At 63.5% G+C, this 21,102-nt stretch carries 23 protein-coding genes and 1 tRNA gene; 15 read left to right on the forward strand and 9 right to left on the reverse strand.

Annotation, left to right across the window (positions count from 1 at the left end):
- Positions 1–57: 57 nt before the first annotated feature.
- Positions 58–435: a VOC family protein gene (locus NKI41_RS03070; RefSeq protein ID WP_352681341.1), complete on the forward strand. Its 378-nt coding sequence runs from the start codon at positions 58–60 to the stop codon at positions 433–435.
- Positions 436–476: 41 nt separating this feature from the next.
- Here the strand turns inward: NKI41_RS03070 and NKI41_RS03075 are convergent, their stop codons facing one another.
- Together NKI41_RS03075 and NKI41_RS03080 are read right to left on the reverse strand one after the other, a co-directional pair.
- The gene (locus NKI41_RS03075; RefSeq protein WP_352469990.1) at positions 477–1,484 is read right to left on the reverse strand and encodes an inorganic phosphate transporter; all 1,008 of its coding nucleotides are present in this window, start codon (positions 1,482–1,484) and stop codon (positions 477–479) included.
- Positions 1,484–2,125: a DUF47 family protein gene (locus NKI41_RS03080; protein ID WP_352469989.1), complete on the reverse strand. Its 642-nt coding sequence runs from the start codon at positions 2,123–2,125 to the stop codon at positions 1,484–1,486. Before NKI41_RS03080 ends, NKI41_RS03075 begins: the two co-directional genes overlap by 1 nt.
- 193 nt (positions 2,126–2,318) lie before the next feature.
- On the opposite strand from NKI41_RS03080, the gene NKI41_RS03085 reads away from it, so the two are divergent.
- The 9 genes from NKI41_RS03085 to NKI41_RS03125 all read left to right on the forward strand — a co-directional run bounded on the left by NKI41_RS03085 (position 2,319) and on the right by NKI41_RS03125 (position 12,125).
- The gene (locus tag NKI41_RS03085; protein ID WP_352470186.1) at positions 2,319–3,218 is read left to right on the forward strand and encodes a LysR family transcriptional regulator; all 900 of its coding nucleotides are present in this window, start codon (positions 2,319–2,321) and stop codon (positions 3,216–3,218) included.
- A 133-nt stretch (positions 3,219–3,351) separates the two neighbouring features.
- A complete protein-coding gene (locus NKI41_RS03090) occupies positions 3,352–3,831 on the forward strand; it encodes a formate dehydrogenase subunit gamma (protein ID WP_352681343.1) in 480 nt (159 codons plus the stop codon).
- Entirely contained in the window at positions 3,828–5,384 is a 1,557-nt protein-coding gene (locus NKI41_RS03095) for a formate dehydrogenase beta subunit (RefSeq protein ID WP_352681345.1), read from the forward strand. Before NKI41_RS03090 ends, NKI41_RS03095 begins: the two co-directional genes overlap by 4 nt.
- A gap of 12 nt (positions 5,385–5,396) precedes the next feature.
- Positions 5,397–8,309, forward strand: a complete 2,913-nt coding sequence (gene fdhF / locus NKI41_RS03100; RefSeq protein WP_352681348.1) for a formate dehydrogenase subunit alpha — start codon at positions 5,397–5,399, stop codon at positions 8,307–8,309.
- Positions 8,310–8,312: 3 nt separating this feature from the next.
- Positions 8,313–9,143, forward strand: a complete 831-nt coding sequence (gene fdhD / locus NKI41_RS03105; RefSeq protein WP_352681350.1) for a formate dehydrogenase accessory sulfurtransferase FdhD — start codon at positions 8,313–8,315, stop codon at positions 9,141–9,143.
- Complete coding sequence (locus NKI41_RS03110; RefSeq protein WP_352469984.1) at positions 9,133–9,441, forward strand: formate dehydrogenase subunit delta; 309 nt, start codon at positions 9,133–9,135, stop codon at positions 9,439–9,441. Before fdhD ends, NKI41_RS03110 begins: the two co-directional genes overlap by 11 nt.
- 105 nt (positions 9,442–9,546) lie before the next feature.
- A complete protein-coding gene (locus tag NKI41_RS03115; protein ID WP_352681352.1) occupies positions 9,547–11,100 on the forward strand; it encodes an alpha/beta fold hydrolase in 1,554 nt (517 codons plus the stop codon).
- A 111-nt stretch (positions 11,101–11,211) separates the two neighbouring features.
- A complete protein-coding gene (locus NKI41_RS03120) occupies positions 11,212–11,685 on the forward strand; it encodes a carboxymuconolactone decarboxylase family protein (protein WP_352681353.1) in 474 nt (157 codons plus the stop codon).
- A gap of 77 nt (positions 11,686–11,762) precedes the next feature.
- Entirely contained in the window at positions 11,763–12,125 is a 363-nt protein-coding gene (locus NKI41_RS03125; protein WP_352448516.1) for a nuclear transport factor 2 family protein, read from the forward strand.
- Positions 12,126–12,558: 433 nt separating this feature from the next.
- On the opposite strand, the gene NKI41_RS03130 is transcribed toward NKI41_RS03125, so the two are convergent.
- Positions 12,559–13,059 carry an MmcB family DNA repair protein gene (locus tag NKI41_RS03130; protein WP_352681355.1) on the reverse strand — a complete coding sequence of 167 codons (501 nt, stop codon included), beginning with the start codon at positions 13,057–13,059 and terminating at the stop codon, positions 12,559–12,561.
- 215 nt (positions 13,060–13,274) lie between these two features.
- Between NKI41_RS03130 and NKI41_RS03135 the strand changes: the two genes are divergently transcribed.
- Positions 13,275–13,520, forward strand: a complete 246-nt coding sequence (locus NKI41_RS03135; RefSeq protein WP_352681357.1) for a hypothetical protein — start codon at positions 13,275–13,277, stop codon at positions 13,518–13,520.
- Between the two features lie 605 nt (positions 13,521–14,125).
- Here NKI41_RS03135 and NKI41_RS03140 read toward each other — a convergent pair.
- Positions 14,126–14,199, reverse strand: a tRNA-Cys gene (locus NKI41_RS03140).
- Between the two features lie 164 nt (positions 14,200–14,363).
- Positions 14,364–14,663, reverse strand: a complete 300-nt coding sequence (locus NKI41_RS03145) for a DUF1330 domain-containing protein (protein WP_352613829.1) — start codon at positions 14,661–14,663, stop codon at positions 14,364–14,366.
- Between the two features lie 154 nt (positions 14,664–14,817).
- Between NKI41_RS03145 and NKI41_RS03150 the strand changes: the two genes are divergently transcribed.
- The 4 genes from NKI41_RS03150 to NKI41_RS03165 all read left to right on the forward strand — a co-directional run bounded on the left by NKI41_RS03150 (position 14,818) and on the right by NKI41_RS03165 (position 16,467).
- The gene (locus tag NKI41_RS03150; protein ID WP_352613828.1) at positions 14,818–15,144 is read left to right on the forward strand and encodes a GYD domain-containing protein; all 327 of its coding nucleotides are present in this window, start codon (positions 14,818–14,820) and stop codon (positions 15,142–15,144) included.
- Between the two features lie 112 nt (positions 15,145–15,256).
- Positions 15,257–15,385 (forward strand): hypothetical protein, encoded by a 129-nt coding sequence (locus tag NKI41_RS03155; RefSeq protein ID WP_302893588.1) that lies wholly within the window; start codon positions 15,257–15,259, stop codon positions 15,383–15,385.
- On the forward strand, positions 15,386–15,511 hold the full coding sequence (locus tag NKI41_RS03160) for a hypothetical protein (RefSeq protein ID WP_352467528.1): 126 nt from the start codon (positions 15,386–15,388) through the stop codon (positions 15,509–15,511).
- Positions 15,512–15,849: 338 nt separating this feature from the next.
- Positions 15,850–16,467 carry a L,D-transpeptidase gene (locus NKI41_RS03165; RefSeq protein WP_352448678.1) on the forward strand — a complete coding sequence of 206 codons (618 nt, stop codon included), beginning with the start codon at positions 15,850–15,852 and terminating at the stop codon, positions 16,465–16,467.
- Positions 16,468–16,577: 110 nt separating this feature from the next.
- On the opposite strand, the gene NKI41_RS03170 is transcribed toward NKI41_RS03165, so the two are convergent.
- The 4 genes from NKI41_RS03170 to murJ form a co-directional block, all read right to left on the reverse strand.
- Positions 16,578–17,147 (reverse strand): NifU family protein, encoded by a 570-nt coding sequence (locus NKI41_RS03170; protein ID WP_023676386.1) that lies wholly within the window; start codon positions 17,145–17,147, stop codon positions 16,578–16,580.
- 278 nt (positions 17,148–17,425) lie between these two features.
- Positions 17,426–17,917: a universal stress protein gene (locus NKI41_RS03175; protein WP_352681359.1), complete on the reverse strand. Its 492-nt coding sequence runs from the start codon at positions 17,915–17,917 to the stop codon at positions 17,426–17,428.
- Between the two features lie 185 nt (positions 17,918–18,102).
- Positions 18,103–19,179: a tryptophan--tRNA ligase gene (trpS, locus tag NKI41_RS03180; protein WP_352681361.1), complete on the reverse strand. Its 1,077-nt coding sequence runs from the start codon at positions 19,177–19,179 to the stop codon at positions 18,103–18,105.
- A 281-nt stretch (positions 19,180–19,460) separates the two neighbouring features.
- Positions 19,461–21,059, reverse strand: a complete 1,599-nt coding sequence (gene murJ, locus NKI41_RS03185) for a murein biosynthesis integral membrane protein MurJ (protein ID WP_352681363.1) — start codon at positions 21,057–21,059, stop codon at positions 19,461–19,463.
- Positions 21,060–21,102 lie beyond the last annotated feature (43 nt).

Here is a 21,102-nt window from a genome sequence, read left to right on the forward strand (position 1 = left end):
TCGTCAGCGCAGCCTATTTCATGAGCATGGAATGACAGCCAGGGAAGGAGACGAATCATGCTCGCAAACAGCAACGCGACGGCCAATCTCGCCGTGAAGGACCTGGCCAAGGCCAGGGCATTCTACGAAGGGGTCCTTGGCCTGAAAGAGGTGCACAATGAAGGTGGCGAACTGATCGTCTATAAAAGCGGCGACACCAGCATCAACGTCTACCGTTCGAACTTCGCTGGGACCAACAAGGCGACGGCTGTGACATGGACGGTCGGCGACGAACTCGGCAAGATCGTTGAGGCATTGAAATCGAAGGGCGTGATCTTCGAGCATTACGACATGCCCGGGCTGACGCTTGAGGGTGACATCCATGTCGGTCACGGCATGAAGGTCGCATGGTTCAGGGATCCGGACGGCAACATCCTGAATCTTGTGGACCGGTAGTCGCCGCGCCAGAGGCGGCTCCAGGCGCCATGATGCTCACATCACCTTGCCAGACCGACCGCGAAGTAGGTGAGAGCCGCGATCGCCGCGGTTGCCGGCAAGGTGACGATCCATGCGACCACGATGTTGCCGGCAATGCCCCAGCGAACGGCGGAGACGCGGCGGGCGGCGCCGACGCCGATGATAGCGCCGGTGATCGTGTGCGTGGTCGATACCGGAATACCGAGCCAGGTGGCGGCGAACAGGGTGATCGCTCCGCCGGTCTCGGCGCAGAAACCCTGCATCGGGTTCAGCCGGGTGATCTTCGAGCCCATGGTGTGGACGATGCGCCAGCCGCCGAGCAACGTGCCCAGCGCCAGCGCCGACTGACAGGTGATGACGACCCACAGCGGCACGTAAAAATTCGCGCCGAGCATGCCTTGCGAATAGAGCAGCACGGCGATGATGCCCATGGTCTTCTGCGCGTCGTTGCCGCCATGGCCGAGCGAATAGAGCGAGGCGGAAAAGAACTGCATAACGCGGAAGGTGCTGTCGACGGCGAACGGCGTCTGCCGCACGAACAGCCAGGAGACCGCGAGGATCAAGACAAGCGCCAGCAGAAAGCCTGCCGCCGGCGATAGCACGATGGCCGCCGTCGTCTTGCCCAACCCGGCCCAGACGATGGCACCGGTGCCTGCCTTGGCAACCCCGGCGCCGACCAAACCGCCGATCAGAGCGTGCGAGCTGCTGGACGGGATTCCGACGAGCCAGGTGACGACATTCCAGACGATGGCGCCGACAAGTGCTGCGAAGATCACTGCCGGCGTGACGATGCTGGCGTCGATGATGCCGGTTCCGAGCGTCTCCGCTACGTGGAGACCGAAGAACATGAAGGCGATGAAATTGAAGAAGGCCGCCCAGAACACCGCATAGTGCGGCCGCAGCACCCGGGTGGAGACGATGGTGGCGATGGAGTTGGCGGCATCGTGCAGGCCGTTGAGGAAATCGAAGAACAGCGCGACGACGACAAGGCCGACCAGCACGGGAAAGGCTATTGCGGCTTCTGACACTATACGTTCTCGATGACGATGCCGCTGATTTCGTTGGCGACGTCCTCGAAGCGATCGACCACCTTTTCCAGCTGGCCATAAATCTCGCTGCCGATCAGATAGGCCATCGGATCGCTGCGGCCGTGCCGCTTGAACAGGTCCTTCAGGCCCTGCTCGTGCAGGTCGTCGGCCCGGCCTTCGGCGCGCATGACCTCCTCGGCGATGGCGTTGAGGCGCACCGTATGCGCCCCGACCTTGCCGAGCAGCGGGATCGCCTCGGCCACCAACTTGGCGGCCTCGACGATGACACCTCCCATTTCCTGCATCAGCGGGTCGAATTCCTTCTTCTCGAACAGCCTTACCGTCTTGACGGTTTTGTGCATCATATCGATGGCATCATCCATCGACTGGATCAGGTCCTTGATGTCGCCGCGGTCGAAGGGCGTGATGAAGGAGCGGCGCACGGCCAGCAGCACTTCCGCGGTGATCTGATCGGCTTCGTTCTCGAGATCGATGATCGTCTGGCACCAGCGCTCGATGTCGTTGCCCTGCAAAAGCTGCTGCAGTGCCTCGGCGCCACCGACCACGGTGCGGGAATGCCGCTCGAACAGGTCGAAGAAGCGATCTTCGCGCGGCAGCAGCTTGCGGAACCAGCCCAGCATGTTCGGTACTCCCGTCGTGTCCAGTCCACGACCCCGTCTCATCCACATAGCGCCGCATTCCATCGCGGGAAACAGTAAGCCGGCTGAAAGATGTGGATGCGGACGATTTACACAGGCGGCTTGCGGCCGAAGGCGATTTCCCCGACCTTGCGCGCTAAGATCGGACACAGCGTCCATGACAGGCTCCGACGGCATGATCGACAAGCTGGAATTCTTCATAGCACTTGCCAGGGAAGAACATTTCGGCCGGGCGGCGGAGGTGTGCGGCGTCACCCAACCGACGCTTTCGGCCGGCATCAAGCAGCTGGAAGGCCAGCTCGGCGTGATGCTGGTGCTGCGCGGCTCGCGCTTCCAGGGGCTGACGCCGGAAGGCAAGCAGGTGTTGGTGTGGGCGCGCCGCATCGTCGGCGATAGCAGGACCATGCGCGAGGAGATGCGGGCGGCGCGCCACGGCCTGTCGGGGCGCATCCGCATCGCCGCGATCCCGACGGCGCTGGCCATGGTGGCGCGACTGACGACGCCGTTTCGGGCAAAGCATCCCGGCGTCACCTTCTCGGTGCTGTCGCGCACCTCGATCGAGGTGCTATCGCTGCTCGGCAATTTCGACATCGACGCCGGCATCACCTATCTCGACAACGAGCCGCTCGGACGCGTCACCAGCGTGCCGCTCTATGACGAGCGCTATCAGCTGATCACCGCGGTCGGGAACCCCTATTTCGACCGCGACAAAGTGACATGGGCGGAACTCAGCCAGCTGCCGCTCTGCCTGCTGACGCCGGACATGCAGAACCGCCGCATCATCGACCAGCATCTGGCCGAAGCCGGCGTGCAGGTGCGGCCGACATTGGAATCCAACTCGATGATCGTGCTGTTTTCGCATATCCGCACCGGCAAATGGTCGTCGATCATGCCGCTTAACCTTGCGGAAACCTTCGGTTTTTCCGAGCCGATCCGGGCGATCCCGATCGTCGAGCCGGATGCCAGCCACACGGTCGGGCTGGTGGCGGCGCGGCGCGAACCGCACACGCCGCTGGTCTCGGCGCTGTTGGACGAGGCAATGGCGCTGGCGGACGATTTCCACGGCCGCCGCTAGGCTAGACAATGCTAGTGAACGCGAACGATAGAAAATCTCTATCGAGCAACGGATCGGCTTTATTGATTTAGCGGGTTTCCTCTGATTTCCTAACCACTTAGCGGAATACCGCCACGACCAGGGAGGGCGCTGCATGACGATGCAGCTAGCAAGTACCGAGATCGCATCGCGCACGGCGGCGATCATCCACGAGCTGAAAGGCCTCGAAGGCCCGCTGTTGCCGATCCTGCACGGCATACAGGAAGAGTTCGGTTATGTGCCGCAGGACGCACTGCCGATCATCGCCGAGGCGCTGAACATCTCCAGGGCCGATGTTCATGGCGTCGTCACCTTCTATCACGATTACCGCAGCCAGCCCGCCGGCCGCCATGTGCTGAAGCTCTGCCAGGCGGAAGCCTGCCAGTCGTTGGGCTCGGATGCGATTGCCGCCAAGCTCAAATCATTGCTGGGCATCGGTTTCCACGAGACAACCCGCGACGGTTCGGTGACACTGGAGCCGGTCTATTGCCTCGGCCTTTGCGCCTGCTCGCCGTCGGCAATGCTGGACGGGGAGGTGATCGGGCGGCTCGACGACGAAAAGCTCAACGAGATCGTTGCCGAGGTGCGCTCATGATCCCGCGTATCTATATTCCCGGCGATTCCGGCGCGCTGGCGCTCGGTGCGGAAAAGGTCGCCAAGGCGGTTCGGGCGGAATTGGCCGAGCGCGGCATCGAGGCCAAGATCGTGCGCAACGGCTCGCGCGGCGCCTATTTCCTCGAGCCTATGGTCGAGGTTGCGACAGCCACTGGCCGCGTCGCCTACGGGCCGGTGAAGCCATCCGACGTCAAAAGCCTGTTCGACTGCGGCTTCCTCACCGGCGGCCACCACAAGCGCTGGCTGGGCGCACCGGACAAGATCCCGTTCCTGGCAAGGCAGACACGGCTGACCTTTGCGCGCTGCGGCGTCACCGATCCGCTGTCGCTCGACCACTACAAGGCGCATGGCGGGCTGAAGGGCCTGCAGAATGCAGTGGCGATGACGCCGGCCGAGGTCGTCAAGCAGGTGACCGAGTCCGGGCTGCGCGGTCGCGGCGGCGCCGGCTTCCCGACCGGCATCAAATGGAAAACTGTGCTCGATACGTCGGCCGACCGCAAATACATCGTCTGCAATGCCGATGAAGGCGATTCCGGCACGTTCGCCGACCGCATGATCATGGAAGGCGACCCCTTCGTGCTGATCGAAGGCATGGCGATCGCCGGCATCGCCACCGGCGCGACCAAGGGCTTCATCTATATCCGCTCCGAATATCCGCACGCGGTGGCGGTGATGCAGAAGGCTGTCGAGATCGCCCGCAAGGCCGGCGTGCTCGGCGTCAATGTGCTCGGCTCGGCCAATTCATTCGACATGGAAGTGCGCGTCGGCGCCGGCGCCTATGTCTGCGGTGAGGAGACCGCGCTGCTAGACAGCCTCGAAGGCAAGCGCGGGCAGGTGCGGGCCAAGCCGCCGCTGCCGGCGCACAAGGGCCTGTTCGGCAAGCCGACGGTGATCAACAACGTCATCTCGCTGGCCTCGGTGCCGGTGATCATGGACAAGGGCGCTGCCTTCTACAAGGATTTCGGCATGGGCCGTTCACGCGGCACCATCCCGATCCAGATTGCGGGCAACGTCAAGTATCCCGGTCTCTACGAGGCCGCGTTCGGCATGACGCTCGGCGAGATCGTCGACGATATCGGCGGCGGCACGGCGACGGGACGCCCGGTCAAAGCGGTGCAGGTGGGTGGCCCGCTCGGCGCCTATTTCCCGCGCGCGCTGTTCGACACGCCGTTCGACTACGAAGCGTTTGCCGCCAAGGACGGGCTGATCGGCCATGCCGGCATCGTCGTTTTTGACGACAGCGCCGACATGCTGAAGCAGGCACGCTTTGCCATGGAATTCTGCGCCATCGAGAGCTGCGGCAAGTGCACGCCGTGCCGCATCGGCTCGACGCGCGGTGTCGAGGTGCTGGACAGGCTCGCCCAGAACGTCGAACCGGAAAAGCAGATCGCGCTGGTCACCGACCTTTGCAACACAATGAAGTTCGGCTCGCTTTGCGCTCTCGGCGGCTTCACCCCATATCCAGTGATGAGTGCACTCAACCATTTCCCGGACGACTTTCGGCTGACGCCGGTCGCCGAAGCAGCGGAATAGGAGCGGACAGCCATGAACGCGGCATTCGACATCAAATCGCTGGTCCAGGAAATCGACTACGGCACACCTGCCTCTGAAGCCGAGCAGCAAGTGACGCTGACCGTCGACGGCAAGTCGATAACGGTGCCGGCGGGGACCTCGATCATGCGCGCTTCGATGGAAGCGGGCGTCGAAATCCCGAAACTGTGCGCCACCGACATGCTGGACTCGTTCGGCTCCTGCCGGGTCTGCCTCGTCGAGATCGACGGGCGCGGCGGCACGCCGGCTTCATGCACTACGCCGGTCGGCGAAGGCATGGTCGTGCATACGCAGACCGATCGGCTGAACGCCATTCGCCGCGGCGTGATGGAACTCTACGTCTCCGACCACCCGGCGGCGTGGGGCGAGAAGGCCGGCACCGGCGCCAGCGAGTTCGACAAGGTCGTCACGACGGTCGGCCTGACCGAGAACCGCTATGGCGTGGACGGCCGCAACCACGTCAAGCAGCAAAACGGCGTGGCGCCCGGCCATGGCTCGCTGACCATCGATTACATCGCCCGCGACGAATCGAACCCGTATTTCACCTATGATCCGACGCAGTGCATCGTCTGCTCGCGCTGCGTGCGCGCCTGCGAGGAGGTGCAGGGCACGTTCGCGCTGACCATCGAGGGCCGCGGCTTCGAATCCAGGGTCTCGGCCGGCATGCACGAGGCGTTCGTCGATTCCGAATGCGTGTCGTGCGGGGCCTGCGTGCAGGCCTGCCCGACCGATGCGCTGAGGGAAAAGACCGTGCTGGCGAAAGGCCTACCCGAGCGCTCGACCGTCACCACCTGCGCCTATTGCGGCGTCGGCTGCTCGTTCAAGGCCGAGGTCAAGGGCGACGAGGTCATCCGCATGATGCCCTACAAGGCAGGCAAGGCCAACCACGGCCACTCCTGCGTCAAGGGCCGCTTCGCCTATGGCTATGCGACGCACAAGGACCGGATCCTGAAGCCAATGATCCGCGAGAAGGTCAGCGATCCGTGGCGCGAAGTGTCGTGGGAAGAGGCGCTCACCCATACCGCCAACGAATTCCGCCGCATCCAGTACCAGTACGGCCGCACCTCGATCGGCGGCATCACCTCGTCGCGCTGCACCAACGAGGAGACCTACCTCGTCCAGAAGCTGGTCCGGCAGGGCTTCCGCAACAACAATGTCGATACCTGCGCCCGCGTCTGCCATTCGCCGACCGGCTATGGCCTCGGCCAGACCTTCGGCACCTCCGCCGGCACGCAGGATTTCGATTCGATCGAGCAGACGGACGTGATCCTGCTGATCGGCGCCAATCCGACCGATGCGCATCCGGTGTTCGCCTCGCGCATGAAGAAGCGCATGCGCGAGGGCGCCAAGCTGATCGTGCTCGATCCGCGCCGCACCGACATCGTGCGCTCGGCCCACGTCGAGGCGCAGTTCCATCTGCCGCTGAAGCCGGGCACCAACGTCGCCATGCTGACCGCACTTGCCCATGTCATCGTCACCGAGGGCCTGTTCGACGAGGCCTTCATCCGCGAGCGCTGCGACTGGGACGAGTTCCAGGACTGGGCCTCGTTCGTGGCGCTGCCGGAAAATAGCCCGGAAGTGATCGGCCAGCTTGCAAATGTCGATCCCGACGACATACGCGGCGCGGCGCGGCTCTACGCCCGCGGCGGTAACGGCGCGATCTATTACGGCCTCGGCGTGACCGAGCACAGCCAGGGCTCGACCACCGTCATCGCCATTGCCAACCTCGCCATGGCGACCGGCAATATCGGCCGGCCGGGCGTCGGCGTGAACCCGCTGCGCGGCCAGAACAATGTGCAGGGCTCTTGCGACATGGGCTCGTTCCCGCACGAGCTTCCCGGCTATCGCCACATTTCAGGCGACGCGGTGCGCGCCATCTATGAGAGCCTGTGGGGCGTCAAGCTCGACGACGAGCCCGGCCTGCGCATCCCCAATATGCTGGATGCGGCCGTCGACGGCTCGTTCAAGGGGCTGTATGTGCAGGGCGAGGACATCCTGCAGTCGGACCCCGACACCAAGCATGTCGCCGCCGGTCTCGCCGCGATGGAATGCGTCGTCGTGCACGACCTCTTCCTCAACGAGACGGCCAACTACGCGCATGTGTTCCTGCCCGGCTCGACGTTCCTCGAGAAGGACGGCACCTTCACCAACGCCGAGCGCCGCATCAACATGGTGCGCAAGGTAATGGAGCCGAAATGCGGCTATGCCGACTGGGAAGCGACGCAGGAGCTCGCCAAGGCGCTCGGCCTCGGCTGGAACTACACGCATCCGTCCCAGATCATGGACGAGATCGCCAAGACAACCCCAAGTTTCGCCGGCGTTTCCTTCGACCTTCTCGACCGGGTGGGCTCGGTGCAGTGGCCCTGCAACGAGAAGTCGCCGGAAGGCACGCCGATCATGCATATCGGCGGCTTCGTGCGCGGCAAGGGCAAGTTCATCCGCACCGAATATGTCGCGACCGACGAAAGGACCGGACCGCGCTTCCCGCTGCTGCTGACCACCGGCCGCATTCTGTCGCAATACAATGTCGGCGCGCAGACCCGGCGCACCGACAATGTGGTCTGGCATAGCGAGGACCGGCTGGAGATCCATCCGCACGATGCCGAAAATCGCGGCCTGCGCGACGGCGACTGGGTGCGGCTGACCAGCCGCTCCGGCGAGACGACGCTGCGCGCGCTGATCACCGAGCGGGTGTCGCCGGGCGTCGTCTATACGACCTTCCACCATCCCGACACCCAGGCTAACGTCATCACCACCGACTTCTCCGACTGGGCGACCAACTGCCCGGAATACAAGGTGACCGCGGTGCAGGTGGGTGCATCCAACGGCCCGTCGGAATGGCAGCGCGACTATGACGAGCAGGCAAAGCAAAGCCGCCGCATCGCGAAGTTGGAAGCGGCGGAGTAGTCCTTGACCGCGCGCCGCAAAGCCATTGCGCAGATCTCGCGCCTCGCGCGCCGCGCCGGCGGCACTGCGGCCGCCAACCGCATGGTGCCGGAAGAGACGCCGGTGGCGTTCTCCTTTGCCGGCACCACGCATGCGGTGATGATGGCAAGCCCGGCTGATTTCGAGGATTTCGCGCTCGGCTTCTCGCTGACCGAAGGCATCATTGCCTCGCCGGACGAAATCGAAGCGATCGAGGTCGAGGATCACGGCGCCGGCATCGATATCCAGATCCGGCTGAAGGACCAGGCCAACACCCGCTTCGAAGCGCGTCGCAGACGCCTGGCCGGCCCGGTCGGCTGCGGGCTGTGCGGCATCGAATCGATCGAGGAGGCGATGCGCTCGGTAAACCCGGTCGGTGCGTCGCAACTTACACTTCAGGCCAATGACATCGTCCGCTCGGTCAAGCTGCTGTCGAAGCTGCAGCCGCTGCACGCCGAGACCGGTGCCGTCCACGCCGCCGGTTTTTACCTTCCCGGCAAGGGCATCGCCATGGCGCGCGAGGATGTCGGCCGCCATAACGCGCTGGACAAGCTGGCTGGCGCGCTGGCCAAAGCCGGTATCGACGGCAGGTCGGGGGCCGTCGTCGTGACGTCGCGCGTTTCGGTCGAGATGGTGCAGAAGACCGCGGCGATCGGCTCGGCCGTCATCATTGCCGTCTCGGCGCCGACCGCACTTGCCATCCGCACCGCGGACGATTCCGGCATGTCGCTGGTGGCGCTGGTGCGCGGCGACGATTTCGATATTTTCACCCATCCTGACCGCGTGGTTTCCGGAGTTGCCAAGCATGTCGCATGACGAAGGCCACCTCATGAGCACCAGCGAAAAGCTGGTTCGCATGGCCAACCAGATTGCCGCCTTTTTCCACTCAAAGCCGCGCGAGCAAGGCATTGCCGGCGTCGCCGAGCACATCAACAAATTCTGGGAGCCGAGGATGCGCCGGCAATTGTTCGAGATGCTGGACAGCGGTGGCGAGGGGTTCAACGAGCTTGTCGTCGCGGCCGCGCCACACATCAAGCGGCCGGGCGCGCCGGAGGGCGCAGGTTTTAGCGTCGGCGGAGCGAACACCGAGACTGCCGCCGCGTCACAGAAGTAGGCGCCGCGGGCCCACATTCACACTCTCTGAAGTTTCATCTGCCGCAGGCCGCGCGCCTCTGCTATGATCCGGCGATAAGAAATCGTCGGGTCGGGCGGACAACTCGTGAGGCCGATCGAAACTCGATACGCGCTCAGTGGCGACTCGCGGATCGCCTATCAGGTGGTCGGCCAGGGATCGCTCGATCTCGTTTTCGTGCCGGGTTTCATTTCCAATCTCGACCTGCACTGGGAAGACGAGGGCTACACCCGGCTGTTGAAGCGGCTTTCCGCGTTCTCACGGCTGATCCTGTTCGACAAGCGCGGCACCGGTCTGTCCGACCGCGTCGATGTCCACCACCTGCCCAGCCTCGAAACCCGCATGGACGATGTACGCGCGGTGATGGATGCGACCGGCAGCGGCCGCGCCGCCTTGCTCGGCGCTTCGGAAGGCGCGCCGATGGCAATGCTGTTCGCCGCCACCTACCCGGAGCGGACGCGGGCGCTGGCGCTTTATGGCGGCTATGCGCATTTCCACAAATGGGTGATGCCGCCGGAACGCCTTGAGGCGTTCATCGCGACGGCGGAGACCGCATGGGGCACCGGCGCCACCCTGCCGCATTTCGCGCCCGGCCGCGTCGACGATCCGCGTTTCGCCACATGGTGGGCGCGCTTCGAGCGGCTGTCGGCGAGCCCGACCGCGGCAATCGCCCTGGCCCGCATGAATGCGGCTATCGACGTGCGCGGCGTGCTGGCGGCGATCAGCGCACCGACGCTGCTCATCCATCGCCGCAACGATGCGCGCGTCGACCCGGAGGCCAGCCGCTTCCTGGCAAGGAAGATCCCGAATGCGCGGCTGGTCGAGGTGGCCGGGCGCGACCACCCGATCTGGACCGGCGATGTCGACCGGGTGGCCGATCTGATCGAGGAATTCCTGACCGGAGCGCGCGCCGTTGCCGAGGCCGAGCGCGTGCTGGCTGCACTGCTGGTCACCCGGATCTACGACACGGCGCGGCTTGGCGACCGTATGTGGAGCGAGCGCAGCCGACGTTTTCAGGAAACATGGCGCCTGCTGGTCGGGCGCCATGGCGGCCGCCCGGCCGGCACGCATGGCGAGCTGATGATGGCGCGCTTCGACGGCCCGGCGCGGGCCGTACGCTGCGCGGCGGCGCTGCGCGATGCGGCGCAGGAGATCGGCGTCGCCAGCGCGCAGGGCGTGCATGTCGGCGAGGTCGAGTTGCGTGGGCCGCCGACGGGGTTGACGGCGCGCGTGACGATGCAGCTTGCCGCGCATGCCGGGCGCGGCGACATCCTCGCTTCGCGGCTGGTCGCCGACCTCGCCGCCGGTTCAGGCCTTCATTTCAATGACGCCGGGCGCATCGCGCTTGACGAGCTGGATGAGCCGCTGGCGCTGGTGCAGGCGACCTCGGAACAGCATCTGGAGCCGGCCTGCCGGCCGAAGGCCAAGGCTGCCGAGCCGGCCGCACTGACGGCGCGCGAAAGCGAGGTGGTGAACCTCATCGCCGACGGCAAGAGCAATGCCGCGATCGCCGCCGAACTCGGGCTGAGCGAACACACCGTCAAGCGCCACGTCGCCAATATTCTGCTCAAGCTGGACCTGCCGTCGCGGGCGGCGGCGGCGGCGTTCTCGGCCCGGCATGCTGGCCCGCACGGGCCATAGCAGCCATGGCGCTTTCGGGCGAAGCGGCCAGGCATGCGTAAGCGCTATCACTTCGTCCCATGCAGGCCAGGCGGATGTCGCCGGGAAAGGCGCTGCGAAGGGAGGAATAAAATGCTGAAGTCGACACTCAAATCACTGGTGCTGGCGGCAGGCGTCGGCGCGCTGTTGGCGATCGCTCCTGCCAAGGCCGAAGACGCCTCGGCGACGGCTGCCTACAAGGACATCCAGGCAACGCTCGGCTCGGTGCCGGACATGTTCAAGACGCTGCCGGATGTCGCCGTTGCCGGCGCCTGGGCCGAGATCAAGGGCGTGCAGCTCAACCCGAACACCGCGCTCGACGGCAAGACCAAGGAACTGATGGGCCTCGCCGTCGCCTCGCAGATCCCCTGCCAGTACTGCATCTATTTCCACACGCAGGCGGCCAAGCTCAATGGCGCCAGCGACGAGGAGATCAAGGAGGCGGTGGCGATGGCGGCGATCGTGCGCCACTGGTCGACGATGCTCAACGGCAGCCAGGTCGATCTCGCCACTTTCAAGAAGCAGTCCGACGAGGTGTTCGCGGCCGTCAAGGCGAAGTCGCAGTGAACCACCTGCCCGTCTATGAGCGCCGGGCGGTTCTGATCAACTGAACGCCCGGTGAAGACGGGCCTATGGAGGAAAAAATGCTGACCAAGACACAGACGATAGACGGCGCTGCGATCAAGAAGGCGATTGAGGGCCGTGATGGAAAATTGCTGGCGAGCTTCTATGCCGACGACGCATTGGTGCGGGTGATCGACCGCAACAACCCGCCGAGCAAGCCGCGCGAAATCCGCGGGCGCGCTGCGATCACCACGTTCTGGGACGACATTTGCAGCCGGGCGATGACCCACAAGGTCGACACCACCATTGCCGACGGCAACAACCTCGCCTTCACCCAGGCCTGCTCCTATCCGGACGGGACCAAGGTATTCTGCGCGGCGATGCTGGAGCTGAAGAACGGCCAGATCGCACGGCAGACGGTCGTGCAGGCCTGGGACGAATAAGGAGGCGGCGATGTTCAGTGCCAGATGGCAGATCGACGCCAAGTTCGGCCACAAGCAGACCGTGCTCGAACTGTTAAAGAATGGGAACGCGAGATCGGCTCGCAGGCCGGTCTCGACGACCTCAAGTTCCAGATCATGACCGAATCGGCGCGCGGGAAGCGACGGTCGGGTCACATCACCAGGTCGAAAGCCTCGCCAGTTGGAGGCGTTCTTCGCCAGGATCGGCAAGATCGACGCGCACGCCAAATGGGGCAAGGAGATGGAGCCCTACGTGGTGTCGGGCACCAGCCTGTGGAACATCTACCGCATCGTGGAATAGCGGTTCTCATCCTCGCTTCCGCAGGGCTATCGCATTTGGGAAGATGCCCCCTCACCCGCGCAGCGGCCGGACGAGGGGCAGCACGACGTCTGAAATCACGACGAACGCACCCCCCTACTCGCTCTCGCCGTCCAGCGCCGGCACCGACACGCCGGCAAGCTCGGCCGCGAGCAGCCGCGACGCACCGGCGCGTGCGATCCGCAGCATCAGCGCCTTGCGCGTCGCCGCTGCCATGCGGTGCTCGGGCGCATCGCGCAAAATCTCGGCGCCGTACCCGTCGGAGAGAATGAAGCCGCACTCCTCCGGAAAGATCTCCTGGGGCACGCCGGGATGGGTGGCGAAGAAGAAGCGGTCGGAATGCAGCCGGTAGTCCGGCCATTTGCGGTCGACCCTGAAATCCTCGACCGAGGACTTGATCTCGATGATCCAGATTTCGCCCTGGCGGGTCAGCGCCACGAGATCGGCGCGGCGCCCGGTGGCCAGCGACAGTTCGGGCAAGACATGCGCGCCCATCTGCCTGAGCAGCCGCTGCACGCCACGCCTGACCAGCATGGCGCGCTCCGACTGGCGGCCGTCGATGAGCGGATTGAGGGGTAGAGGTGAGATGATCGGCATGGAGGATACCATGGCAGATTTTGTTCACGGTTTGAACCGGTTTTTGCAGGGCGATTACGCACTTTACAAACACGGCGATGTGCCTGATACCTTGAATCCACAGTAGGAATCCGGGTTATGGGTGTCCTTTTCGAGCCACACTTCCACAACGAAGAAGCTGCTTTCGAACGGCTGGAGACGGGCAAGAAGGCCCGTTAGGCAATGGCTAAGTCACAATGAGCGTCGTGAGCGGTGTGGTGCTTTGTACGTCTTCTGCTGAAGATCGATCGAGCCCGAACGGCCTGCCCATTCTCTTCGAGAGCATACAGGAATGGCTGGCAGAGCGCGCCCCCTTCCAACAACTTAACAGCGTCGAGGATAGCTTTGGCGGCAGCAAGCACCCGCAAATGTTTGTAGCCGGTGGTGGCAATGCAATTCCTACGGGTGAGGGGAGCTATGTTTTCGCGAGGCGTCGCCGTTGATCTAATATTCACCGCTGCAGGCCCGATAGTGGTCGCAGCGTAATCAAAAAAGGTGGCGAAGCATGGTTACTGAGAATGCAAGTTTGACGGTCGAGCAGACTAGGCTCAATAGGATGCTCATGCGGGGCATCGTATTTTCCGTCGTTTGGCTTGCCGGTTTCGGGTCTTGTTATGCGCTTTACCAGGGGCTTCTGGCGCGACGGATGATAAAAATGAATCCCATGCTTCGGGGAAATGGCCGCGCCTGGTGGTGCATCATTGTGGGAGGGCTTGGGGCCGCAGCCTTATGTGCGATAGTTGGCGCCGGCATTTTCAACGCCATGACACAACCCTAGGTCAAACATCGCCTGCCGATCCGGTGTTGGGTCCATATTGATATGGAGGTCCCGTTCAATGAGCGCATAGATGCGTTTGGTCTCACCCCGCGCGCCCTGCCTATGAGGGCGGTACTGCGGACGAAGATCGTGCGGACTTTTCCGGCGATTATCTGTTCGACGAACCCAAAGACGAACAGGAATATGGTCCTCGACCGGCCGGCATCAACATTTTAGGATGCGTCTATAATTGATTACAGCGGAACAAATCAGCGCCGGGTGTTGCGCGGCTGGAGGTCTGAGTGGGAATTGAACCCACTACGTCGGTTTTGCAGACCGATGCGTCACCGTCCCGCCCTCAGACCTCGGTGCCTCTATGCCCAATCCATCAGCGCAGTCAACCCGTCGATGCCAGGATACCCAGCCGTCGCCGAAGCACGCTTGTCGCAAGCCGTCCGCCGCCCGGCATATCCTCCAAAATCGGGCAGTCGGGCCTGTCCTCGCCGTGACATGCGTAGATATTCGACTTTTAACTAACCGGCATCATGCCCTCCAGGGCAATGATCCTGGTCTTTGCGCAGCGTTCGCGGATGGCTTTGAGACGGCCGTATTCTGGAGAGTCGTACCATGCCAGGAGGGAGGCCATGTCCGGGAATTCGACAATGACGAGGCGATGAGGTTCCCAATCGCCCTCCAGAACTTTGGTGGCTCCGCCGCGAGCGATGTACCTTCCCCCGTAGCGGGCTTCGGTTGCCGGCACGTCCCGGCGGTATTCCTCGAAAACGGCGGCGTCGGTTACGTCTACATCAGCAATGAGATATGCGGCCATTGACCTTACTCCCCTTGGGAAAAGGCAATTGAAACAGGTCTATTAGCGGCCCCGCAACTAAGCCAGCGGTACTACGCCTCGGAAACGACTCGCGTTCTCCCGGATTGGGGCGCTTAACTGTCTTGGTGGGGGCAGCTCTGGGAGGAGACGAACCATGCCGATGTATCTCACGCGATTCAGCTACAGGCCCGAAACCTGGGCGCGCTTGATGGATAATCCCGAGGACAGACGCGAGGCTGCCCGTTCCTACATCGAGTCGGTCGGCGGAAAGCTGCACGGGTTCTGGTATGCCTTCGGGGAGTACGATGGCTGGAACCTATGGGAGGCGCCGGACAACGTGTCGATGGCATCCGTCATGCTCGCCATCGGTGCGGGAGGCGCGCTCAGCTCATACGAAACCACCGTCCTGTTAAGTGTCGAAGAGACGATGGACGCGCTTGGGAGGGCGAAGTCGATCCGCTATCGCCCGCCAGGATCGTGACCGCCGTCCGCGCTTTGCGGAGTGTCGAAGGCTGGGGAACGCTTGCTCTCGAACGGCGCACGTTGCAGCTTGCGTTTTCAATGTCTGCCACGGATTTTAGGAGGAGCATTAGATGACGGAAGATGACGACCGGAAATCGGCGACGCCGGAGGAAATCCGCTCGGCCATCAGAGGCTGGGCGGTGCTTGGGGCAATTATCGTTGCCGTGTTTGGTGCGGCCTACGTCATGATCGATAGTTGAATGGCCGACGATCCTGGTCGCCCCGATGGATTGCCTGAAAAGATCGGCACGGTCCTTGGTGCATTGGTGGTGATCGGCACGTTCGGGCTTCTGGCTTGGACCGTGCTTCGCGGCGTCCTTTATTAAACCCGGCCCGTCTGGACTTTCCCCTGCGGCGGCCGCGTTTCAGGCCGATCTCCTCGTAGCAACGGATGGTCTTGGCCGCAGGCCAGAGCGCCGGGCAGCGTCGCCGACTTCATGGGTGATTTCTTCGTCTCCTGGTCCTTGTTCCTGGCCCCATTGATTTTGCAACATAATCCTGCGGGGGCTGTTGCCGAAATGCCATAGTCGCGGGTTTACCAGCACGCAAGTCCAAGGATATAGGCATCGCCCGCTTGGCAAGCAAAGCAAATGCCAGCATGAATGAAGATGAAGAAAGCGGCCGACTCGAGCCGCTGTTGTTTGGGCAGGCATCGGACCTTTTCATGCGCATGAAGTCACTTGCAATCGTCGCGGCCCTGGCGCTGTCGACGGCTGTCGCCGGTTGCAGCACCATCGGCTCGCAGATCTTCACCAACAACTACGGCGCGGTGACCGACGCCGGCTATCACCTGCCGCGCGTTCCGATCGAAAAGGTGCCGTTCAAATACCGCCGGCAGATCGTCGACTACGACACCAGGGAAAAGCCGGGCACCATTATCGTCGATACGCAGAACAAGTTCCTCTATTTCGTCATGGGCGACGGCGAGGCGATGCGCTACGGCATCGGCGTCGGCCGTGAGGGTTTCGAATGGCACGGCACCGCCCATATCGCGCTGAAGCGCGAATGGCCGACCTGGACACCGCCTTCGCAGATGATCAAGCGCCAGCCGGAGTTGGCCAAGTTTGCCGGTGGCATGGAGCCGGGGTTGAAGAACCCGCTCGGCGCGCGCGCCATGTACCTGTTCAACAAGGGCGGCGACATGGGTTATCGCCTGCATGGCAGCCCGGAATGGAATTCGATCGGCAAGGCGATGTCGTCGGGCTGCATCCGGCTGATGAACCAGGACATTATCGACCTCTACGACCGCACCTCGGTCGGCGCCAAGGTCATTGTGATATAAAACCCTTATACGCGGACCGTCTAGGCAACAACACAGACGTCGCAAACAGAAAACCGGGCACTTTGGCCCGGTTTTTTGTTGTCTATCGACGTTGACGATGGAACGGTGCGTCAGGAGACCTGTTCGACGTGCTGCACTTCCGGCACAAAGTGCCGGAGCAGGTTCTGGATGCCGTGCTTCAGCGTCGCCGTCGACGACGGGCAGCCGGCGCAGGCGCCCTTCATGTGCAGGAACACGGTGCCGTTCTCGAAGCCGCGGAAGGTGATGTCGCCGCCGTCCTGGGCCACCGCCGGGCGCACCCGCGTGTCGAGCAGCTCCTTGATGGTGACGACCAGCTCCTCGTCGGCCTTGTCGTAGAATTCGCCGGTCTGGCTGGTCTCGGCGGCGGGGCCGGCCTTGGCCATCACCGGCGCGCCGGACATGAAATGCTCCATGATGGCGCCGAGGATAGCCGGCTTCAGATGCTGCCAGTCGGGGCCGTCCTTGGTCACGGTGATGAAATCATAGCCGAAGAAGACGCCGGTGACGCCGGGGATCTCGAACAGCCGGCCGGCCAACGGCGAAGCCGTCGCGGCGCTGTCGGCATCACGGAAATCGGCGGTGCCTTCTTGCAGCACTTCCTTGCCGGGCAGGAATTTCAGCGTCGCCGGGTTTGGCGTCGACTCGGTCTGGATGAACATGGCCGTCTCCGTGCCCATTTCGGGCAGCTAGTTTGGAATAATTCTAATTAGGCTTTATCCGCCCGACATTCAAGCGAAAGGCATCGGGGAGAACGGCTGGCTGGCGGAATGTTTTGCTAGTTCGCTGAAACGATTGGAGATGTGTTGAGATTCAGGTCAGGCCGAGCCGAAAATGGTGGTTTCCGAGAACCGGAGCGGAGCGTACTTTTGGTACGTGAGCACCGGAAGCGCAGGAAGCCGCCATTTGCAGGCCGGCCTCACCTGAATATCAGCACATCTCAGGCGAGGCTGTCGATCTCCTCGTCCGACAGGTTCTGCGGCACCACCGTGACGGGAATCGGAAAGGCGGCGCCCTTGCCGGCGACCGCGCCGACCAGCGGCCCAGGCCCTTCCTTGCCGGCGCCTGCCGCCAGCACCAGGATGGCGATGTCCTGGTCTTCCTCGATCAGCTTGTGGATCTCTTCGGTCGGCTTGCCTTCGCGGACCACCAGTTCCGGCTCGATGCCGAGCTTCTGGCGCACCTTGTTGGCGTAGCTGTCGAGTGCGGCGCGCGCCGTGGCGTTCGCCTCCTCGCGCATGATCTTCTCGACGCCCAGCCAGTGCTGGAAATCATCCGGCTCGATGACATAGAGCAGCACCAGCACGCCGCCCGTGCTTTGCGCCCGCTTCGAGGCGTAGGCGACGGCGCGCTCGCATTCGGGCGTGTCGTCGATGATCGCCAGGAACTTGCGGCGATGACCGACTTCGCGGCTGAGGCGTTTGGAGACCATATTCACCCTGTTCGATGGTTTCGGCCGCAATCTGCCACCGCCACAGCCCGCCCGCAAGCGACCGGCGGCTGTGGCAATGCTGGTGCAGCTTAAAGCGCGTCGCGTTCGACCAGCGACGCGCTTCAGGTTCTTGTTTTATGCATGTCGTTATCGCAAAACCGCTGCACACTTTTGCGCGACACGCATTAGCCTTGCAGCAGGCCGATAATGTCGCGCACGGTCTTCATGGTCGCTTCGGCCAATGTGCCGGCACGCTCGCCGCCATCGCGCAGCACCGCGTCGACATAGGCGCGGTCGCTGGAGATGCGGCGCATCTCGCCGGCGATCGGCGCCAGTTTTTCCACCGCAAGGTCGGCCAGCGCCGGCTTGAACACCGAAAACTGCTGGCCGCCATATTCCTTGAGCACCGCCTCTTTCGAGATTTCGGCGAGGCCGGCATAGATACCGACGAGGTTTTCTGCTTCCGGCCGGCCGGCAAGCCCGTCCAGTTCGCCGGGCAAAGCCTCCGGGTCGGTCTTGGCCTTGCGGATCTTCTTCGAGATGGCGTCGGCATCGTCGGTCAGGTTGATGCGCGACAAGTCCGACGGGTCGGACTTCGACATCTTCTTCGAACCGTCGCGCAGCGACATGATGCGCGCCGCCGGGCCGCCGATGACCGGCTCGGTCAGCGGGAAATAGCCGTTCACCGTCTCTTCGCCGACCTGCATCTCGACGCCGACGCCAAGCGCTGCGATGCGATGCGAAAAGTCGTTGTTGAACTTCTGCGCAATGTCGCGGGTCAGCTCCAGATGCTGCTTCTGGTCGTCGCCGACCGGTACGTGGGTGGCGCGGTAGACCAGGATGTCGGCGGCCATCAGGGAGGGATAGGCGAGCAGGCCGAGCGAGGCGTTCTCGCGGTCCTTGCCGGCCTTGTCCTTGAATTGCGTCATGCGGTTCATCCAACCGATGCGCGCCACGCAGTTGAAGATCCAGGCAAGCTCGGCGTGCTGCATCACCCGCGACTGGTTGAAGACGATGTGCTTGGTCGGGTCGATGCCCGAGGCGAGAAACGCCGCGGTGATCGACCGCGTCTGGTCCTGCAGATCCTCATGGACGAGCTGTGCGGTCAGCGAATGCAGATCGACGACGCAATAGATACAGTCGGAGGTGTCCTGCAGGGCGACGAATTTCTTGATGGCGCCGAGATAATTGCCGAGATGCAGATTGCCGGTTGGCTGGACGCCGGAAAAAACGAGCGGTTTGAAGGGGGGCTGATCGGTCATGGTGTTTCCCTGGCTTGTGGAGGGCCGTTTCGCGCGCGGCGAAAGTCTTGCGACGGCGCGCTTATGGACGAGAGCGAGGAGACGATCAAGAGGGGCGTGGGCCAGGGCGCGCAGGCTTTGACGTCGGCCGAACAGAAGGCTGTTTGAGGGATGGCGCCGACCAGAAACAAAAACCCGCCTCGGTGGGCGGGTCGTTGGAGCCAATTAGCACCATACTGAGATTAATAGCATAGCTGCCGGCACAAAGCAAGAACAAAATTGGCGCTGATGAATTTTCCCCCTCACGGATCCGGAGATTGCTCCTTGACCGGCTGGGAGCCCTTGCGCCCGATATTGCGGCGGATCATGCCGAAATCGGCGCCGCCGGTGGCGAAGGCGGTGACGAAGTAAAGCAGCGCCCCGCCGGCGACGAGCGCAAGCAGGGTTACCGCCTTGATCACCAGCAGCGAGCCGGAGCCGAGACTTGCGGCGAACCAGTGTTCGGCAAAATAGAGCGCCGCGGCCATCACCGCCGCCGACAGCACCAGCCGCGGGATGCGTTTCATGAGCGGCACGTCGCGGCCCCAATGGCCGCGCCGGATCAGCACGGCGAGCAGCATCGCCGCATTGACCCAGCCGGCGACAGCGGAGGCAACGGCAATGCCGGGCGCGCCCATCGTCGGAAACAGCGTCAGTGCCGTCGTAATGTTAACCGCCACCGAGATGGCGGCGAAAATCATCGGCGTGCGCGTGTCCTCGCGAGCGAAATAGCCTGGGGTGAACGCCTTGATCAGCACGAAGGCCGGCAGGCCGAGCCCGAAGATCGCCAGGATTGCCGCGACCGTCGGCGTCGAATTGTTGGCGGCAAAGGCGCCGCGCTCATAGACCAGCCGCACGATCGGCTCGGACATGACCAGCAGCGCGGCCGCCGCAGGCAAGGTCATGAAAAGGGTAAACTCGACCGAGCGGTTCTGCAGATTGGCGGCCTCGACCAGATTGCCCGATTTCAGCGCCCGCGACAGTTCCGGCAACAGCACGATGGCGACAGCGACGCCGACGACGCCCAGCGGCAGCTGGTAGACGCGGTCGGCATAGGCCAGCGACGACACCGCACTGTCCTGCGCCGATGCGATCGCCGTGCCGATCAGCTGGTTGATCTGGGTGATGCCGCCGGTGATCGCCGCCGGCAGCGCCAGGATCAGCAGCCGCTTGACGTTCGGCGTCATCTTCGGCCGCCGGAAGCCGATCGAAATGCTGGCATGGCGCACCGCCGCCCAGACGATCGCCAGCTGCACCAGGCCGGCCGCCAGCACGCCCCAAGCCAGGCCGAAACCAACGGTGCGGGCGTCCGAACCCTTGTACCAGGCATAGGCAAGCACGGCGATAAGGATGACGTTGAGGAACACCGGCGCCACCGCAGCGGCGAAATAGCGGCGCAGCGAATTCAGCATGCCGGCCATCATGGCGCCGAGCGACATGCAGATCAGGTAGGGGAACATGACGGTCGCCAGCGCCACCGTCGTCTCGAATTTTCCCGGCGTGTCGGCAAAGCCCGGCGCCACCAGATAGCGCACGATCAGCGGCATCGCCAGTTCCATGGCGATGGTCAGCGCCAGAAGCGCCGTGAACAAGACGCCGAACACCTCTTCGGAAAAGCGCTTGGCGCCGTCGGTGCCGTGTGTCTCGATCTCCTTGGCGAACAGCGGCACGAAGGCGGCATTGAAGGCGCCTTCGGCGAACAGCCGGCGAAAGGTGTTGGGAAACTGGAAGGCGGCGTTGAAGGCGTCGGCGATCGGCCCGGTGCCGAGTGCGGCAGCCATCAGCATCTCGCGGCCGAAACCGAGGGCGCGGCTCATCAGCGTGCCGGAAGCGACCGTGGCGAATTTCTTGACAAGGCTCATGCGCTTGAAGACTGCCTGTGCGATTGGGGCAAATGGAAGGTAA

The sequence above is a fragment of the Mesorhizobium sp. M0601 genome, assembly GCF_040320845.1.
In the GTDB taxonomy this organism is placed as follows: Bacteria; Pseudomonadota; Alphaproteobacteria; order Rhizobiales; family Rhizobiaceae; genus Mesorhizobium.

Bases quoted from the DNA above. Each gene is read 5' to 3' on its own strand.
- NKI41_RS03090 (WP_352681343.1), top strand. From the start codon at position 3,352: ATGACGATGCAGCTAGCAAGTACCGAGATCGCATCGCGCACGGCGGCG.
- NKI41_RS03095 (WP_352681345.1), top strand. From the start codon at position 3,828: ATGATCCCGCGTATCTATATTCCCGGCGATTCCGGCGCGCTGGCGCTC.
- murJ (WP_352681363.1), bottom strand. From the start codon at position 21,059: ATGAGCCTTGTCAAGAAATTCGCCACGGTCGCTTCCGGCACGCTGATG.
- NKI41_RS03175 (WP_352681359.1), bottom strand. From the start codon at position 17,917: ATGGTCTCCAAACGCCTCAGCCGCGAAGTCGGTCATCGCCGCAAGTTC.
- NKI41_RS03160 (WP_352467528.1), top strand. From the start codon at position 15,386: ATGGCCGACGATCCTGGTCGCCCCGATGGATTGCCTGAAAAGATCGGC.
- NKI41_RS03155 (WP_302893588.1), top strand. From the start codon at position 15,257: ATGACGGAAGATGACGACCGGAAATCGGCGACGCCGGAGGAAATCCGC.
- NKI41_RS03165 (WP_352448678.1), top strand. From the start codon at position 15,850: ATGCGCATGAAGTCACTTGCAATCGTCGCGGCCCTGGCGCTGTCGACG.
- NKI41_RS03130 (WP_352681355.1), bottom strand. From the start codon at position 13,059: ATGCCGATCATCTCACCTCTACCCCTCAATCCGCTCATCGACGGCCGC.
- NKI41_RS03070 (WP_352681341.1), top strand. From the start codon at position 58: ATGCTCGCAAACAGCAACGCGACGGCCAATCTCGCCGTGAAGGACCTG.
- NKI41_RS03150 (WP_352613828.1), top strand. From the start codon at position 14,818: ATGCCGATGTATCTCACGCGATTCAGCTACAGGCCCGAAACCTGGGCG.
- NKI41_RS03145 (WP_352613829.1), bottom strand. From the start codon at position 14,663: ATGGCCGCATATCTCATTGCTGATGTAGACGTAACCGACGCCGCCGTT.
- NKI41_RS03125 (WP_352448516.1), top strand. From the start codon at position 11,763: ATGCTGACCAAGACACAGACGATAGACGGCGCTGCGATCAAGAAGGCG.
- trpS (WP_352681361.1), bottom strand. From the start codon at position 19,179: ATGACCGATCAGCCCCCCTTCAAACCGCTCGTTTTTTCCGGCGTCCAG.
- NKI41_RS03170 (WP_023676386.1), bottom strand. From the start codon at position 17,147: ATGTTCATCCAGACCGAGTCGACGCCAAACCCGGCGACGCTGAAATTC.
- NKI41_RS03080 (WP_352469989.1), bottom strand. From the start codon at position 2,125: ATGCTGGGCTGGTTCCGCAAGCTGCTGCCGCGCGAAGATCGCTTCTTC.
- NKI41_RS03085 (WP_352470186.1), top strand. From the start codon at position 2,319: ATGATCGACAAGCTGGAATTCTTCATAGCACTTGCCAGGGAAGAACAT.
- NKI41_RS03110 (WP_352469984.1), top strand. From the start codon at position 9,133: ATGTCGCATGACGAAGGCCACCTCATGAGCACCAGCGAAAAGCTGGTT.
- NKI41_RS03135 (WP_352681357.1), top strand. From the start codon at position 13,275: ATGAGCGTCGTGAGCGGTGTGGTGCTTTGTACGTCTTCTGCTGAAGAT.
- NKI41_RS03120 (WP_352681353.1), top strand. From the start codon at position 11,212: ATGCTGAAGTCGACACTCAAATCACTGGTGCTGGCGGCAGGCGTCGGC.
- fdhF (WP_352681348.1), top strand. From the start codon at position 5,397: ATGAACGCGGCATTCGACATCAAATCGCTGGTCCAGGAAATCGACTAC.